This window comes from Streptomyces sp. NPDC092045 (assembly GCF_044756005.1).
In the GTDB taxonomy this organism is placed as follows: domain Bacteria; phylum Actinomycetota; class Actinomycetes; order Streptomycetales; family Streptomycetaceae; genus Streptomyces.
Map to the genome: position 1 here is coordinate 169,645 of NZ_JBIVSC010000004.1, position 14,867 is coordinate 184,511.

The 14,867-nt window shown below is 73.5% G+C and carries 15 protein-coding genes; 6 read left to right on the forward strand and 9 right to left on the reverse strand.

All coding sequences use genetic code 11. From position 1 onward, the window contains the following. Nucleotides 1–108: 108 nt before the first annotated feature. Nucleotides 109–762: a response regulator gene (locus ACIQKA_RS14255; RefSeq protein ID WP_383152196.1), complete on the reverse strand. Its 654-nt coding sequence runs from the start codon at nt 760–762 to the stop codon at nt 109–111. Continuing rightward, complete coding sequence (locus ACIQKA_RS14260; protein WP_402541270.1) at nt 759–1,919, reverse strand: sensor histidine kinase; 1,161 nt, start codon at nt 1,917–1,919, stop codon at nt 759–761. The genes ACIQKA_RS14255 and ACIQKA_RS14260 overlap by 4 nt, the downstream gene beginning before the upstream one ends. Nucleotides 1,920–2,143: 224 nt before the next feature. Between ACIQKA_RS14260 and ACIQKA_RS14265 the strand changes: the two genes are divergently transcribed. Continuing rightward, nucleotides 2,144–2,803 carry a hypothetical protein gene (locus tag ACIQKA_RS14265; protein ID WP_390107382.1) on the forward strand — a complete coding sequence of 220 codons (660 nt, stop codon included), beginning with the start codon at nt 2,144–2,146 and terminating at the stop codon, nt 2,801–2,803. Here ACIQKA_RS14265 and ACIQKA_RS14270 read toward each other — a convergent pair. Next, nucleotides 2,720–3,292: a cob(I)yrinic acid a,c-diamide adenosyltransferase gene (locus ACIQKA_RS14270; protein WP_383152194.1), complete on the reverse strand. Its 573-nt coding sequence runs from the start codon at nt 3,290–3,292 to the stop codon at nt 2,720–2,722. The two genes, ACIQKA_RS14265 and ACIQKA_RS14270, sit on opposite strands and share 84 nt — an antisense overlap. A 220-nt stretch (nt 3,293–3,512) precedes the next feature. Between ACIQKA_RS14270 and ACIQKA_RS14275 the strand changes: the two genes are divergently transcribed. The 3 genes from ACIQKA_RS14275 to ACIQKA_RS14285 all read left to right on the forward strand — a co-directional run bounded on the left by ACIQKA_RS14275 (nt 3,513) and on the right by ACIQKA_RS14285 (nt 7,709). Then, entirely contained in the window at nt 3,513–4,361 is an 849-nt protein-coding gene (locus ACIQKA_RS14275; RefSeq protein ID WP_383152250.1) for a 3-hydroxyacyl-CoA dehydrogenase family protein, read from the forward strand. A gap of 179 nt (nt 4,362–4,540) precedes the next feature. Beyond that, a complete protein-coding gene (locus ACIQKA_RS14280; protein ID WP_030210572.1) occupies nt 4,541–4,864 on the forward strand; it encodes an STAS domain-containing protein in 324 nt (107 codons plus the stop codon). Between the two features lie 217 nt (nt 4,865–5,081). Then, a complete protein-coding gene (locus ACIQKA_RS14285) occupies nt 5,082–7,709 on the forward strand; it encodes an ATP-binding protein (protein WP_402541055.1) in 2,628 nt (875 codons plus the stop codon). 82 nt (nt 7,710–7,791) lie between these two features. Here ACIQKA_RS14285 and nucS read toward each other — a convergent pair whose 3' ends face one another. Next, entirely contained in the window at nt 7,792–8,463 is a 672-nt protein-coding gene (gene nucS, locus ACIQKA_RS14290) for an endonuclease NucS (RefSeq protein WP_383152192.1), read from the reverse strand. Nucleotides 8,464–8,712: 249 nt separating this feature from the next. On the opposite strand from nucS, the gene ACIQKA_RS14295 reads away from it, so the two are divergent. Next, nucleotides 8,713–9,105, forward strand: coding sequence for an SCO5389 family protein (locus ACIQKA_RS14295; protein WP_030218823.1), 393 nt, complete (start codon nt 8,713–8,715; stop codon nt 9,103–9,105). Nucleotides 9,106–9,265: 160 nt separating this feature from the next. On the opposite strand, the gene ACIQKA_RS14300 is transcribed toward ACIQKA_RS14295, so the two are convergent. Then, nucleotides 9,266–10,300, reverse strand: a complete 1,035-nt coding sequence (locus ACIQKA_RS14300) for an LLM class flavin-dependent oxidoreductase (RefSeq protein WP_383152191.1) — start codon at nt 10,298–10,300, stop codon at nt 9,266–9,268. A 197-nt stretch (nt 10,301–10,497) separates the two neighbouring features. Between ACIQKA_RS14300 and ACIQKA_RS14305 the strand changes: the two genes are divergently transcribed. Continuing rightward, nucleotides 10,498–10,824, forward strand: coding sequence for an ATP/GTP-binding protein (locus ACIQKA_RS14305; RefSeq protein ID WP_125668317.1), 327 nt, complete (start codon nt 10,498–10,500; stop codon nt 10,822–10,824). A gap of 105 nt (nt 10,825–10,929) precedes the next feature. On the opposite strand, the gene ACIQKA_RS14310 is transcribed toward ACIQKA_RS14305, so the two are convergent. From ACIQKA_RS14310 to ACIQKA_RS14325, 4 genes are all read right to left on the reverse strand, one after another. Continuing rightward, entirely contained in the window at nt 10,930–11,766 is an 837-nt protein-coding gene (locus ACIQKA_RS14310) for an ABC transporter permease subunit (RefSeq protein ID WP_383152190.1), read from the reverse strand. Beyond that, the gene (locus ACIQKA_RS14315; RefSeq protein WP_386367626.1) at nt 11,763–12,908 is read right to left on the reverse strand and encodes an ATP-binding cassette domain-containing protein; all 1,146 of its coding nucleotides are present in this window, start codon (nt 12,906–12,908) and stop codon (nt 11,763–11,765) included. Before ACIQKA_RS14315 ends, ACIQKA_RS14310 begins: the two co-directional genes overlap by 4 nt. A 121-nt stretch (nt 12,909–13,029) precedes the next feature. After that, on the reverse strand, nt 13,030–13,809 hold the full coding sequence (locus ACIQKA_RS14320) for an ABC transporter permease (RefSeq protein WP_383152188.1): 780 nt from the start codon (nt 13,807–13,809) through the stop codon (nt 13,030–13,032). A 3-nt stretch (nt 13,810–13,812) separates the two neighbouring features. Beyond that, entirely contained in the window at nt 13,813–14,781 is a 969-nt protein-coding gene (locus ACIQKA_RS14325) for an ABC transporter ATP-binding protein (RefSeq protein ID WP_383152187.1), read from the reverse strand. Between the last annotated feature and the right edge of the window lie 86 nt (nt 14,782–14,867).

The window sequence follows — 14,867 nt, forward strand, 5'->3', positions numbered from 1 at the left end:
TCAAGTTGCGGACGGGGTGGGGGTGGTCCGTGGAGATGCGCGCGCCCAGCGAGCGTAGGAAGGTCTGGACCAATCGTCAAGAGGTCCAGACCAAAGTCGACGCGCCCCCTACACCCCCAACTCCTGTGCGAGCACCGCCGCTTGGACCCTGCTCCGCAGCGCCAGCTTCCCCAGCACCTTGCTGACGTGCGTCTTCACCGTCGCCTCCGCCATGTCGAGCCGCACCGCGATCTCCGCGTTCGACAGGCCCCGGCCGAGCGCCGAGAGGACCTCCCGCTCCCGGGGCGTCAGCGCGTCCAGGACGGCGGGGTCCGTTCCTCCCCCCGGCGCGGACGGCCGCCCGGACGCGGCGAACTCCGCGATGAGCCGCCGCGTCACCGCCGGGGCGATCAGCCCCTCGCCGCGCGCCACCGTCCGCACCGCCTCGATCAGCTCCCGGGCCTCCGCGTTCTTCAGCAGGAAACCCGCGGCGCCCGCCCGCAGCGCCCCGAAGACGTACGCGTCCAGGTCGAAGGTGGTCAGCACGAGCACGTCCGCGAGCCCCTCCGACACCACGATCCCGGTCGCCGTCACCCCGTCCATCCGGGGCATCTGCACGTCCATCAGGACCAGGTCCGGGCGCAGTTCGCGGGCCAGCTCCACCGCCCGCTCCCCGTCGGCCGCCTCCCCGACCACCTCGACGTCCGGCGCGCTCCCCAGGATCAGCACCAGACCCGCCCGCACCGCGCTCTGGTCCTCGGCGACCACCACCCGCACCGTCATGCCCGCTCCTCGTCGCTCGCGTCCACGGGCAGCTCCGCCCGCACCCGCCACAGTCTCCTTCCCCCGCCGTCCGTCACCGGCCCCGCCCCGAAGGCCCCGCCCAGCAGCGCCGTCCGCTCCCGCATCCCCACCAGACCCGCCCCCGAGCCGGGCGCCGTCGGCCCCGGGCGCTCCCCGAACGGACTGGTCACCTCGACCGTGAGCGCGCCCGGCTCCCGGGCGAGGACCACCCGGACCTCGCCGGGCGCCGCGTGCTTCAGCGCGTTCGTCAGCGACTCCTGCACGATCCGGTACGCCGCCAGCTCCACCGGCGCGGGCAGTCCCGCCGCGTCCTCCCGGGTGTCCTCCAGGACCAGGACGAGGCCGCTCGGCCGGGCGTTCGCCCGTGCCTGGCCGACCAGGGCGTCCAGACCGGCGAGGGTGGGGGCGGCGGCCGGCTCGGTGTCCCCGCTGCCGTCCCGGAGGATGCCGATGAGCCGCCGCATCTCCGACAGGCCCGCCACGCTGTTCTCCCGGATCACGGTGAGGGCCTGCCGGGTGGTGCCCGGGTCGTCGAGCGAGAGCGCCGCCGTGGAGTGGATCGCGATCGCCGAGAGGTGGTTCGCCACCATGTCGTGCAGCTCGCGCGCCATCCGCGCCCGCTCGGCGACCACGGCCTGCGTGCGGTCCATCTCGGCGAGCAGCGCCGTCTGTTCGGCCCGCAGCCGGGCGGCGTCCGCCGCCTCCCGGTGGTTGCGCACGACGGCGCCGGTCATCGCCGGCATGAAGGAGACCATGCCCGTGAGCACCCCGACGAGCAGGGCGATCGCGTTCTGCCACCAGACGAGGAAGCCGACCGTCACCGCGACCGTGACCAGCCCGGTCGTGTAGGGGACCCGGCGAGCGGCGGCGGGGTTCCCGTACACGACGGCCGCGTAGACCACGTCCGTGAACATCAGGACGGTGACCAGGTTCCCGTTGGTGAGCTGGTCGCCGACGAGCGCGAGCGTGCCGGCGACGATCGCCGTCCGCGGCATCGTCCGGCGCACCGTCTCCGCCGATGCCATCGCCGCGAGCGGGACCAGCGCCGCCCACCGCTGGTCGAAGAGGCGGTCGCCCGTCGTGTAGAGCCCGTAGGACCACAGGAGCAGTCCGCAGGAGAACCCGAGGAAGCCCATGAGCAGGTCGAAGCGGTGCGGGCGGGGGAGTCTGCCCGGGCGGGGGAGCGTCACGGGGCGGCGGGGCGTCACGTACCCATCCAACACGCCCCCGCGTGCGGGAACCTCCTCGTCCGGGCCGATCCGGCCCTCCGCCGAAGGATGTAGACGGGATTCGTCACCCGCGACGACGAAACCGGCCCGGACCGGCGGGACGCTGAGGGGGAACCGAAAGGGGAACCCTCGTGATCGTCACGCTGATCGTCGTCTGCGAGGTCGGCTTCTGGGTCCTGCTGGCCGCCGGCCTCGCCACCCGCTACCTGCTGAAGATGCCCCGGACGGGTCTGGCCCTGCTGCTCTGCGAACCCCTCCTGGAGGTCCTGCTCCTCGTCGTCACCGCGATCGACCTCAAGAACGGCGCCGACCCGAACTGGCGGCACGGCATCGCCGCGCTCTACATCGGCTACACCGTCGGCCACGGCCACCGCACCGTGAAGTGGCTCGACGGCCACGCCGCCCACCGCTTCGGCGGCGCCCCGCCGCCCCCGAAGCCCCCGCGGTACGGCACGGCCCGCGCCCGCCACGAGGGCGCGATCTGGCTCGGCACGGTGACCGCCGCCGCCGTCGCCTCGGGCCTGCTGCTCCTGGCGACCTGGTACGTCGGCGGCGACGGGAACACCGACGGCCTGCGCGACTGGATCCTCGTCGCCTGGCGGGCGGCCGGCATCCACGGCCTGATCGCGCTCAGCTACGCGATCTGGCCGAAGAAGGCCCCGGCGAACGACCCGGGGAAGACCCTGGAAAAGACCCCCGGACGGGTCTCAGCGGTCCCCGCCCGGCACCCACAGGACGTCCCCGACCTCCCGGTTGGCCGTGCGGGCGAGGATGAAGAGCAGATCCGATAGCCGGTTGAGGTACGTGGCGGTCAGGGCGTTCATCGTCTCGCCGTGCACCTCCAGGGCCGCCCAGGTGGAGCGCTCCGCCCGCCGGACCACCGTGCACGCCTGGTGCAGCAGCGCCGCCCCGGGCGTGCCGCCCGGCAGGATGAAGGAGCGCAGCTTCTCCAGCTCCTCCAGGAAGCGGTCGCAGTCGGCCTCCAGCTTGTCCACGTACGCCTGCTCGACCCGCAGCGGCGGGTACTCCGGGTTCCGCACGACCGGGGTGGAGAGGTCCGCGCCGACGTCGAAGAGGTCGTTCTGGACGCGGACGAGGACCTTCACGACCTCCTCGTCGAGCTGTCCGAGGGCGATCGCCGTACCGATCACGGCGTTCGCCTCGTTGGCGTCGGCGTAGGCCGAGATCCGTAGATCCGTCTTGGCGGTCCGGCTCATGTCGCCCAGGGCGGTGGTGCCCTTGTCGCCGGTACGGGTGTAGATGCGCGTCAGATTGACCATGGCGCCAGCGTAGTCAGCCGCCCGCGCCCCGTGACGCGCGTGTGCCGACCGTCACGGCGGAGGCCGTCCGTCCACGAGCGGAACCCCGTGCGGCCTGTCGTGAGTGTGACGTCCGTCAAAGAGGGCGTGACGCGCATTACTTAGCGGTCACATGGCGCCTCCGGACCGCTAATCTCCGCCGGAGAGCCAGAAGTGAACAGGCGTGGAGGGGTGGAACATCGTGGCCAGGAAGCTCGCCGTCATCGGGGCCGGACTCATGGGGTCCGGCATCGCGCAGGTCTCGGCCCAGGCGGGCTGGGACGTCGTCCTGCGTGACGTCACCGACGCCGCCCTGACCCGCGGCACCGACGGCATCAAGGCGTCGTACGACCGCTTCGTCGCCAAGGGGAAGCTGGACGCCGCCGACGCGGAGGCCGCGCTCGGCCGGATCACCGCCACCACCGAGCTGGAGGCCGTCGCGGACGCCGACGTGATCGTCGAGGCCGTCTTCGAGAACCTCGACGTCAAGCACGAGATCTTCCGCTCGCTCGACAAGGTCGCCAAGGACGGCGCCGTCCTCGCCTCCAACACCTCCGCGATCCCGATCACCAAGATCGCCGCGGTGACCGGACGCCCCGAGGCCGTCGTCGGCACCCACTTCTTCTCCCCGGTCCCGATGATGCAGCTCTGCGAGCTCGTCCGTGGCTACAAGACCGGCGACGCCACCCTCGCCGCCGCCCGCGAGTTCGCCGAGTCCGTCGGCAAGACCTGCATCGTCGTCAACCGCGACGTCGCCGGCTTCGTCACCACCCGGCTCATCGCCGCCCTCGTCGTCGAGGCCGCCAAGCTCCAGGAGTCGGGCGTCGCCACCGCCGAGGACATCGACATCGCCTGCAGGCTCGGCTTCGGCCACGCCATGGGCCCGCTCGCCACCGCCGACCTCACCGGCATCGACATCCTGGTGAACGCGGCCAACAACATCTACACCGAGTCCCAGGACGAGAAGTTTGCTCCGCCGGAGGTGATGCGCCGGATGGTGGACGCGGGTGACATCGGCCGCAAGAGCGGGCAGGGCTACTACACGTACTGAGCCGAACGTACTGAGCGGACCGGGGCCTCCGCACCCACCGAACGAGTACGGACCCCGGCCCACCACCCCGCCCTCACTCCGTGGGGTGAATTTCAGTAGCGGATCGCTGACAAGGCGCAACGCTTCTGCCGGTGCGGCAGTCAGTTGTTGCGAAGACGGAGCACTCTCGGGGAGCGCATATGCACATCAGGGGCGACCACGTCGAGCTGGTCGTCGGGGGCCGCCTCGACGTCCGCAGCGCGGCGGACGCCCGTACGGTCCTGCACTCGGCCGTCGACGACGGAGTCGGCGACCTGGTGCTCGACCTGACAGGGCTCGACTCCTGGGACGCCACCGGTCTCGGCGTCATCATGGGCGCCCACCGGCGGGCCGGCCGCTGCGGCCGGCGCCTGGTCCTGCGCGGGGTGCCGCCCCAGATGCAGCGCCTCCTCGTCGCCACCCGGCTGCACCGCATCCTCGCCATCGAGGGCGGCCTCGCCCTGGAGTCCCTGCCCCGGGTCTGAGTCCCGCCCCGCGGGCCGGTCCGGAGCGGACCCGCGACGCGCACCGGGCGTCACGCCCGATCCTCACAAGACCGTGACGTCTTGGTCTCGGGAGCACCCCGGCTGTTCCCGGGCGTCCCGGCACGGTCTAGGGTTTCGGCCGTCCGCACATTCGGCCGTCCGACGAGGACGCGACCCATCCGGCGGGCCCGCACACCGCTTCTTGGGGGCTAGGACCATGGACCCGATCAACCCTGGGTCGGAGGAGTACGGTCACGACACCGAGGGCGAGGAGGCCCGCCAGGGCCGTGGCGTGCCGGCACCCGCGCCTGCGCCCGCACCGGTGCCCGCGCCCGCGCGTGCCCGTGTCGTCCGGCTCGTCTCCGGGGAGCTCCTCCTCACCGTCAACCCCGTCGACGGCAGCGAGATCGAGCCATGCCCGCCCGGACGGGCGCCGGAAGCGCCCCGCCCCCGCACCCCCGAGGAGCGCGCCGAGGCCGCCCGCGCCGCCGCCCCGCCCGCACCGGCCGGCCCGGCGGCACCCGCCCTGCCGCTCCTCGAACGCCAGGAGGAGCGCGAGCGGCTCGCCGCGATCCTCGGCCGGGGCCGCTCCGCCCGGCTGCTCGGCGTCCCCGGCTCCGGGCGCACCGCCCTCCTCGACGCGGTCGCCGCCGACTGCGCCGACCTCGCCCCCGACGGCGTCGTCCGCCTCTCCGGCCGCCACCGCACCGCCGGCGAACTCCTCCACGAGCTCTTCGACGCCGTCCGGCACGCCCCCGGCCACCGCCCCGACCGGCCCGCCCTCCTCGACCTGCTCCGCGACGTCGGCGCCGTGGTCGTCGTCGACGACCTGGAGTTCGGCGGCGCCGCCCTCGACGAGCTCCTCGCCGCCGCCCCCGAGTGCGCCTTCCTCCTCGCCGCGTCCCCGGACACCCCCGCGCCCTCGGCCGGCGCCCACCTGGAGGAGGTCCTCCTCGCCGGCCTCGGCCGCGCCGCCGCCCTGAAGCTCCTGGAGAGCGCCGTCGGCCGCACCCTCACCGACGAGGAGGCCAACTGGGCGGGCGACCTGTGGTTCGAGTCCGAGGGCCTGCCCCTCCGCTTCGTCCAGGCCGGCGCCCTGCTCCGCCAGCGCGACCGGCTGCGCGTCACCCCCGCCGAGTTCGACGCCTTCGGCGCCCTCGAAGAGGCCTTCGGGCCCACCGACCCCGAAGCGGCGGCGAAGGCCGCGGCCGCCGCCTTCGACGGCGTCGACGACCCCGACGTCGAACTGCGCGAGATACCCCTGCCCAGCCTCGGCGAGGGCGCCGCCCCCGCCGCCCTCCTCGCCTCCCGGCTCAGCCGTTCCGCCCAGACCGCCCTGCGCTTCACCGTGGCCCTCGGCGGCGAGGTGCCGCACCAGGCCCACCTGCCGGCCCTGGTCGGCGACACCCACGCCGACGCCGCCCTCGGCGAGCTCGTGGCCTGCGGCCTGCTCTCCCCGGCCGGCCCCCGCTACCGGCTCGCCGCCGGGGTCCTCACCCAGCTCCTCGCCCAGGGGTACGAGCCCGGGGCCGCCGACCGCGCCCACACCGCCGCCCAGCACTACGCCTGGTGGGCCGCCCACCCCTCCGTCACCCCCGAGCGGGCCGCCGCCGAGTCCGACGCCCTGCTCGCCGCGCTCACCGCCCTCCTCCCCGGCAACGGCGCCGACGCCGAAGCCGCCGCCGAGCAGCGGGCCACCGCCGTCCTCCTCGCCCGCGCCGCCGCCCCCGCCTTCGCCGCCGGACTGCACTGGGGCGCCTGGGAGCGGGCCCTGCGCGCCGGCCAGGAGGCCGCCCGGCTGACCGGGGACGTCGCGGAGGAGGCCTACTTCCACCACGAGCTCGGCGTCCTCGCGATCTGCGCGGGCAACCTGGAGCGGGCCCGCGCCGAGCTGGAGGCCTCCATCGGCATGCGCGGCGTGCTCGCCGACAAGCGCGGCACCGTCGCCGGCCGCCGGGCGCTCGCCCTCGTCGCCGACCTCTCCCGGGAGCACACCGCCCCGGCCGCCCCCCGCGCCGAGGAGCCCGTCTCCCCGCCGCGCGGCACCCCGGCCGCCCGCCCGGCCCGCCCCGCCCCGGAACCGGCCACGACCCCGCTGCCCGGCGGGCACGTAAGGCCCCCGGCCCCCGCCTTCTCCGGCTTCTCCGGCTTCACCGGCAAGGGCCCGGAGCCCGCCACGAGCCCCGTCCCCGTCCCCGCCGAGGGCGCCGGCCGCCCCGGCCTCGGGAGCGGCATCCTCGACGGCGCCCGCCGCAACCTCGTCGCGGTCGGCGCGGGCGCGCTCCTCGTCGCCGTCCTCGGCACCGTCGTCACCCTCGGCGCCACCTCCGGCAACGGCGAGGACCCGGCCCCGCAGCGCGTCACCTCCGACAGCACCGCGACCCAGGACGCCCCCGACGGGGAGACCGGGACCGACGAGGCCTCCGAGGACGCCGAACCGGGGGAGACGCGCGAGCCCTCCGCCTCCGGCGCCCCGAGCCCCTCCGGCTCCGGCAGCGCCTCGCCGTCCTCCTCCACGAGTCCCGGCGCCACCGGCGGCCCGCCCTCGTCCTCGGACGGCCCGCCGACGCCGACGTCCCCGACGGAGACGACGCGGCCCACCTCCCCGACGTCGGGGCCGAGCACGTCCCGCCCGCCGACGTCCCCGAAGCCGAGCTCCTCGACGCCGACGCCGCCGACGACCCCTCCGACGACGCCGCCCGAGACCCCGCCGACCACCGAACCGGAGCCGACGGGGACGACGAGCCCGCCCGACGGCGAAGGCAGCCCCAGCAACTCCGCCTCCGCCTCCCTCAGCAGCGCGCCCGCCCCCGCCGGCTCCACCACCACGGAGACCCCCGCCTGACCCCGTCCGCACGGAAGAACGGGAACGGCCCCGGGCGCGTGTCCACGCGCCCGGGGCCGTTCCCGTACCGTCCGCACCGCTCCTAGAAAAGGCGCAGCTTGTCGTCCTCGATGCCGCGCAGGGCGTCGTAGTCGAGGACCACGCAGCCGATCCCGCGGTCCGTCGCGAGGACCCGTGCCTGCGGCTTGATCTCCTGGGCCGCGAAGACGCCCCTGACCGGGGCCAGGTGCGGGTCGCGGTTGAGCAGCTCCAGGTAGCGGGTGAGCTGCTCGACGCCGTCGATCTCGCCGCGCCGCTTGATCTCCACCGCGACCGTCGCGCCGTCCGAGTCCCGGCACAGGATGTCCACGGGGCCGATCGCGGTCGGGTACTCGCGGCGGATCAGGGAGTACCCCGAGCCGAGGGTCTCGATGCGGTCGGCGAGCAGCTCCTGGAGGTGCGCCTCCACACCGTCCTTGATGAGGCCCGGGTCCACGCCCAGCTCGTGCGAGGAGTCGTGGAGGATCTCCTCCATCGTGATGATCAGTTTCTCGCCCGCTTTGTTGATCACGGTCCAGACGCCCGCCTCGGCGTCGGTGCCCTCCTTCAGAGTGCACGGCGGGGACATCCAGTTGAGCGGTTTGTACGCCCGGTCGTCCGCGTGGACGGAGACGCTGCCGTCTGCCTTGACCAGGATCAGACGGGGCGCGGAGGGCAGGTGGGCGGTGAGCCGGCCCGCGTAGTCGACGGAACAGCGGGCAATGACGAGACGCATGGTCGGCAACGCTACAAGACGGGCGCTCTCCCGCGCGATTCGGGCGTCACCCCGGCTTCGCCGGGGGATCTTCATGAGCCGAACACCCGTCGGTTATCAGCCGGTTGTGTTCCCCATCTTCTGGTGCGGTCAGGACTGCGCGCTTACCGTGGAAGCTGGAGGTCGTCGTCCGTGCACGCTGCGTGGCGCACGGCCCGGCCTTCGCCCTGCCCGCAAGACCCCGTCCGCGGGGTCGCGAGAGGAGAACCCATGTCGCTCGACGTCTCACCGGCCCTGTTGGAACAGGCCGAGCGAGGCGAGGTCGACGAAGCCGACTTCGTCGACTGCGTCCGGACCTCCCTGCCCTACGCATGGGAGATGATCAGTTCTCTGGTGGCCCAGCTGAAGGTCGACGGCGGAGAGTTCGCCGACAACCAGACGCCGCCGCCGAATGAGCAGGCACGTGGTCAGCTGCTGCGCGCACTCGCGAGCGACGCCATCCGTGGCGCCCTGCAGCGGCACTTCGGGGTGCGTCTCGCCTTCCAGAACTGCCACCGGGTGGCGGTCTTCCCGCTGGACCCGGCGGTGGACGACCGGCTCGCCCGCTTCACGTCGATCAGGGGGCAGCTGCTCAACCAGTCCCCGGAACTGCGCGACTGCTGAGCCATGGTGCTGCCGCTCCCCGTCGCGGGAGAAGGGGGCCGGCGCGTGTCGACGCGCACCGGCGCGAAGGGATGCCGGAGCGGCAGCACGGTCACCGGGAGGACGGGACCGCACGGCCCCGCACCGGGAGGCCCGCCGCCCCTCACCCGGCCCCGTCGCCTCATCCCAGGAGCGGCAGGACCTCCGCGCCGAGGCGCCGGACGTTCTCCTCGGTCGCCGCGAGGTCGCCCGAGCCCTCCGCGAGCAGGGCGAAGCGCGTGATGCCCGTGCGCTCCGCCGTCGCCGCGAGCCGGTCCGCCGCGAGCCGGGGCGTGCCCACCGGGTGCAGTCCGCACAACAGCTCCGTGTACGCCACGGGGTCCCGCATCGACCGGTGCCGGCCGTCCACGGTCACGTGCGCGTCGAGCCCCTGCCTCAGCCAGCCGGGCATCGCCTTCACCAGCGCCTCGGTCGCGTCCTCGCGCCGGTCCGCGAGCTGGGCCACCCCCGCCGACACGTGGTGGGAGCCGATCCGCGCGGTCTCGTCCGGGTCCCGCCCGGACTCCCGCGACCAGCGCGTCCAGGCCGCGACCATCTCGGCCTTGTCCTCGTCGCCGCAGTGCATCCCGAGCAGCATCGGGAGCCCGCGCTCGGCGGCCAGCCGCACGCTCTTCGGCGAGGTGCACGCCACCACCACCTCCGGGGCCGCCGTCCCGCCGATCAGCTCGTCCGGCCGGGGCACCACCGGCACCTCCCGGAAGGAGAACCGCTCCCCTCCGGCGCCGACGCGCGGCTCGGTCAGCCAGCGAAGCAGCAGGTCGAGCGATTCGGGGAACCCCTGCTCGTACGCCTCCAGGCCCGCGCCGAACACCTCCAGGTCGACCCACGGCCCGCCCCGGCCCACCCCGAGGGTGAACCTGCCGCCCGAGGTGAGGTGCAGCAGCGCCGCCTGCTCCCCCAGGGCGACCGGGTGGACGGTCGGCAGCACGCTCACCGCCGTGCCGACCCGCAGCCGCCGGGTGCGGCCGAGGAGCAGCGCCGCCAGCGTCACGGCCGAGGGACACACCCCGTACGGCACGAAGTGGTGCTCGGCCAGCCAGACGGAGTCGAGCCCCGCCTCCTCGGCGACCTCGGCGGTCCGCACCGCGCGGTGCAGCGCCTCTCCCTGTCCCTGGCCCGGGAACTGGGCGGCCAGAACGAACGTACCCACGCGCATCGCCTTGTGCCTCCTTGCGGCCGACGCGAATCTCCCCCTCGCACTGGCAACAACGCCTGACACGTGCCAAAGGCAACGGCCCTTCATGAAGTTCTTGCGATTTTCGGCAGGGCCCGGCCACCGGGCCCGGGGCACCGCGTGGCGGCCCGTAGGCTGGAGGGAACCGTCCGTGTTCCCCGATCCCGTGAGGTGTGCCCGTGTCCCCGCGTCACAACCGCGCCCGAGGCCGCGACCAGTCCGAGCCGCAGGGCGACCACGGCGACCGGTACGGCGGGGCGCAGCGCACCGAGAGCTGGCAGGGCGAGGAGTGGTACGTCCGCCTCGTCGCCGGGGCCAGCGCGCCCGGCAAGCGCTACCGCTGCCCCGGCTGCGACCAGGAGATCCCGCCCGGCGCCCCGCACGTGGTCGCCTGGCCGGAGTACGGGGGAGTGGACGACCGGCGCCACTGGCACAAGGCCTGCTGGAACGCGAAGGACCGCCGCACCAGCCGGGTGCAGCGGTCCCGCAACGCGCCGAGGTACTAGGGGCGTCCCGCCGATCGTGCCGGGCCCGCGGCGTCCGGTGCCCGATCCGGCCCGACCGACAAGACACCCCCCAGGTACCCGCCGGGGTGCCGGGCACCGGTCCGCCTACACGTCCCGGCTGTTCAGCAGGGCGTAGGCGCCGGCGAGCGCCACCGCCGCCGTGCCCCCCATGATCAGCAGCGGCTCCCAGCCGGCCGGACCGTCCTCGCCGAACGGCGGCCGCGAGCTGTAGAGGGCGATCATCTGCGAGGGGATCGCGTACGTGAACAGCCACTCCTGCACCGACTTCAGCGCCTCGGAGAACATGAAGAGGGCCGCCACCAGCGGCAGGAGCAGCAGGCCGATCATCACCGTGATCGCGCCCGCCGAGTGCCGGATGACCGTGCCGACCGCCAGCGACAGCAGACCGAGCGCGGCCAGGTAGGCGCCCGCGCCGACCGTCGCGCGCAGCCACTCGCCGCCCGTCGGCTCCGCCCCGTCCACCAGGCCGACCTGCGCCACCGCGACCAGCGTCGCCACCGCCGTGGTGACCGCGAAGACCAGCAGGAAGAAGACGATCGCCTTCGCCGTGAGCACCCGGGCCCGGCTCGGGCAGGCCGTCAGCGTCGTGCGGATCATGCCCGTGCCGTACTCCGAGGCGATCGTGAGCACCCCGAGCGTGATCACGCAGATCGACGCCGGCAGCATCCCGAAGAAGCCGAAGGCGAGCGCCGTCTCGTCGCCCATGGGCGCCTCGGAGGCCGAGGCGATGGCCGCCACGCCCAGGCCGATGACCACCATCAGCAGGATCATGACGCCGAGCGTCCACACCGTCGAACGCACCGAGCGGATCTTCGTCCACTCGGAGGCGAGGGCGTCCCCGAGGTTCGCCCGGCGGACCGGGATGGGGGAGACGTAGGCGTGCGGCGCCGGCACGTGCTGCGGGTGGGCGGGGGCGGTCATCGGGCGTCCTCGGTGGTGTCGCCCGGCCGGGGAGCGGCCGGAGGGGCGTACGGGGCCGGCGCGGGAGCGTGGCCGGGGGCCGGCGCCGTGGCGTACGGGTTCTGCCCGGGCGGCGGCGGGGCGTACCAGCCCTGCTGCGGCACGTCCTGGACCACCGGCTGCGGCGGCGTCCCGTACCCCGGCTGCCCGGGCTGGAGCGGCGGCTGGAGGTGGGCGAGCCGGTCGTCGGTGGAGCGGTAGTCCACTGCGCCCTGCGTCAGGCGCATGTACGCCTCCTCCAGGGACGCCTGGTGCGGGGACAGCTCCCAGAGCCGCACGTCCGCGCCGTGCGCCAGGTCGCTGATCCGCGGCAGGGGCAGGCCGGTCACCCGCAGCGCCCCGTCCGGCTCGGAGAGGACCTGGCCGCCGGCCTCCGTCAGGACCGCCGTCAGCTTCTCCCGCTGCGCCGGGTCGGTCCCCGGCGTCCGCACCCGGGCGAAGTCGGCGGAGTTCGCCGAGATGAACTCCTTGACGCTCATGTCCGCGAGGAGCTGTCCCCGGCCGATCACGATCAGGTGGTCCGCCGTCAGCGCCATCTCGCTCATGAGGTGGCTGGAGACGAAGACCGTCCGGCCCTCGGCGGCCAGCTTCTTCATCAGGTTCCGCACCCAGAGGATGCCCTCGGGGTCCAGACCGTTGACCGGCTCGTCGAAGAGCAGCACCTGCGGGTCGCCGAGGAGCGCCGCCGCGATGCCGAGCCGCTGGCCCATGCCGAGCGAGAAGCCCTTCGAGCGCCGCTTGGCCACGTCCTGGAGGCCGACCACGCCGAGGACCTCGTCGACCCGCTGCGCCGGGATGCCGGCGAGCTGGGCGAGCGAGAGGAGGTGGCTGCGGGCGCTCCGGCCGCCGTGCACGGCCTTGGCGTCGAGGAGCGCGCCCACCTGCCGGGGCGCGTTCGGAAGCTGCCGGAAGGGGTGCCCGCCGATCGTCACGTGGCCCGCCGAGGGCTGGTCGAGCCCCAGGATCATCCGCATCGTCGTCGACTTCCCGGAGCCGTTGGGCCCCAGGAAGCCGGTCACCACGCCGGGCCTCACCCGGAAGGAAAGGTCGTACACGGCCGTCTTGGCGCCGTAGCGCTTCGTCAGGCCGACTGCCTCGATCATTCTGCAGCCCCATCGACAGGTCGGTCGCATCCGTGCCGGGGCGCGGCGTCCGTCGGCCGGAGCCCCCCGTATGAGCTAGGAGCTTATCGAGCCGTTGACGGTTCCGGCCAAACAGAAAGGGTCAGGCGTCCCGCTGCTTCAGCACCAGATAGCCGCCGGCCAGCGCCGCCGCCACCCACAGCACCATGATCCCGAGCCCGCCCCACGGGCCGTACGGAGCCTCCTGCGTGTTCATGGCGTCCGGCACGACCTGCATGATCTTCGCGCCCGCCTGGTCCGGGAAGTAACGCGCCACCTCCTTGGCCTTCGGCACCGCCGCGAGGATGTTCGAGACCAGGAGGAGGAACGGCATCAGGATGCCGAGCGACAGCATCGACGAGCGCAGCATCGTCGCCACGCCCATGGAGAACAGGGCGATCAGACCCATGTAGAGCCCGGCGCCGACCACCGCGCGCAGCACGTTCTCGTCACCGATCGAGGCACCGCGCCCGCCGAGCAGCGCCTGCCCGAGGAAGAAGGTCAGGAAGCTGGTGGCGAGGCCCACCAGGAGGGCGAGCCCGCCCGCCACCGCGATCTTCGAGAAGAGGAAGGTCGCGCGCTGCGGCACGGCCGCCAGCGAGGTGCGGATCATGCCCGAGGAGTACTCGGTCCCCACCACCAGGACGCCGAAGACCACCATCGCCAGCTGGCCGAGGACCATCCCGGAGAAGCTGATCAGGGTCGGGTCGAAGGTGAGCCGCTCCGCCTCGTTCAGATCGTCGAAGGTGGAGCTCACCAGGGCGCTCACCCCCGCGCCCATCGCCACCGTGACGAGGAAGGCGCTCGCCAGCGTCCAGACGGTCGACGACACCGTCCGGATCTTGGTCCACTCGGACTGGAGGACCGCGGATGCCGCTGCCATCGTTCAGGCTCCCTTGGTGGTCGTGCCCCACTGGGGGCCGGGCGCCGGCGCGCCGCCGTGTACATCGGTGCCGTGCGCGTGGTACTCGACCGCGCCCGCCGTCATCTGCATGAAGGCCTCTTCGAGGGAGGCGCGCTGGGCACTCAGCTCGTGCAGCACGATGCCGTTCTCGGCCGCCAGCTCGCCCAGCTTCTCGGTCGTCGCCCCGTCCACCTCCAGGACGCCGCCGCCCGCCTCGACCACGACGAAGCCGTCGGCGTGCAGCACGTCCCGCAGCCGCTCCTGCTGCGGCGAACGCAGCCGCGCATAACTCCGGGAATTCTGCTGGATGAAATCCGCCATCGACGTGTCGGCCAGCAGTTTTCCCTGGCCGATCACGATCAGGTGATCGGCCGTCAGCGCCATTTCACTCATCAGATGGCTGGAAACGAAGATCGTCCGGCCTTCGGCCGCCAACGCCTTCATGAGATTGCGGATCCAGTGAATTCCCTCGGGGTCCAGACCATTGACGGGTTCGTCGAACATCAGGATCTCGGGATCACCGAGGAGCGCCGAGGCGATGCCGAGCCGCTGCCCCATGCCGAGGGAGAAGCCCTTCGACTTCTTCTTCGCGACCGGCGTCAGACCCACCAGGCCGAGCACCTCGTCCACCCGCGCCCGCGGGATGCGGTTCGACTCCGCCAGGCACAGCAGGTTGTTGTACGCGGAACGGCCGCCGTGCATCGCCTTGGCGTCGAGCAGCGCCCCGATGTGCTTCAGCGGCTCGTGCAGCTCCCGGTAGTGCTTCCCGTCGATCCGGACCGTCCCGCTCGTCGGGTTGTCCAGGTCCAGCATCATCCGCATCGTCGTCGACTTGCCCGCCCCGTTCGGCCCGAGGAAGCCGGTCACCATGCCGGGGCGTACCTGGAAGGAGAGGTGGTCGACCGCGGTCTTCGTCCCGTAGCGCTTGGTCAGGCCCTCAAGCTCGATCATGCGTACAACCTACGGGCGCGCAAAACCCTCCGCCACCGGAATGACGGAGGGTTCGCGAGCCGTTGCCGAGTCGTTGTCCGACGTGC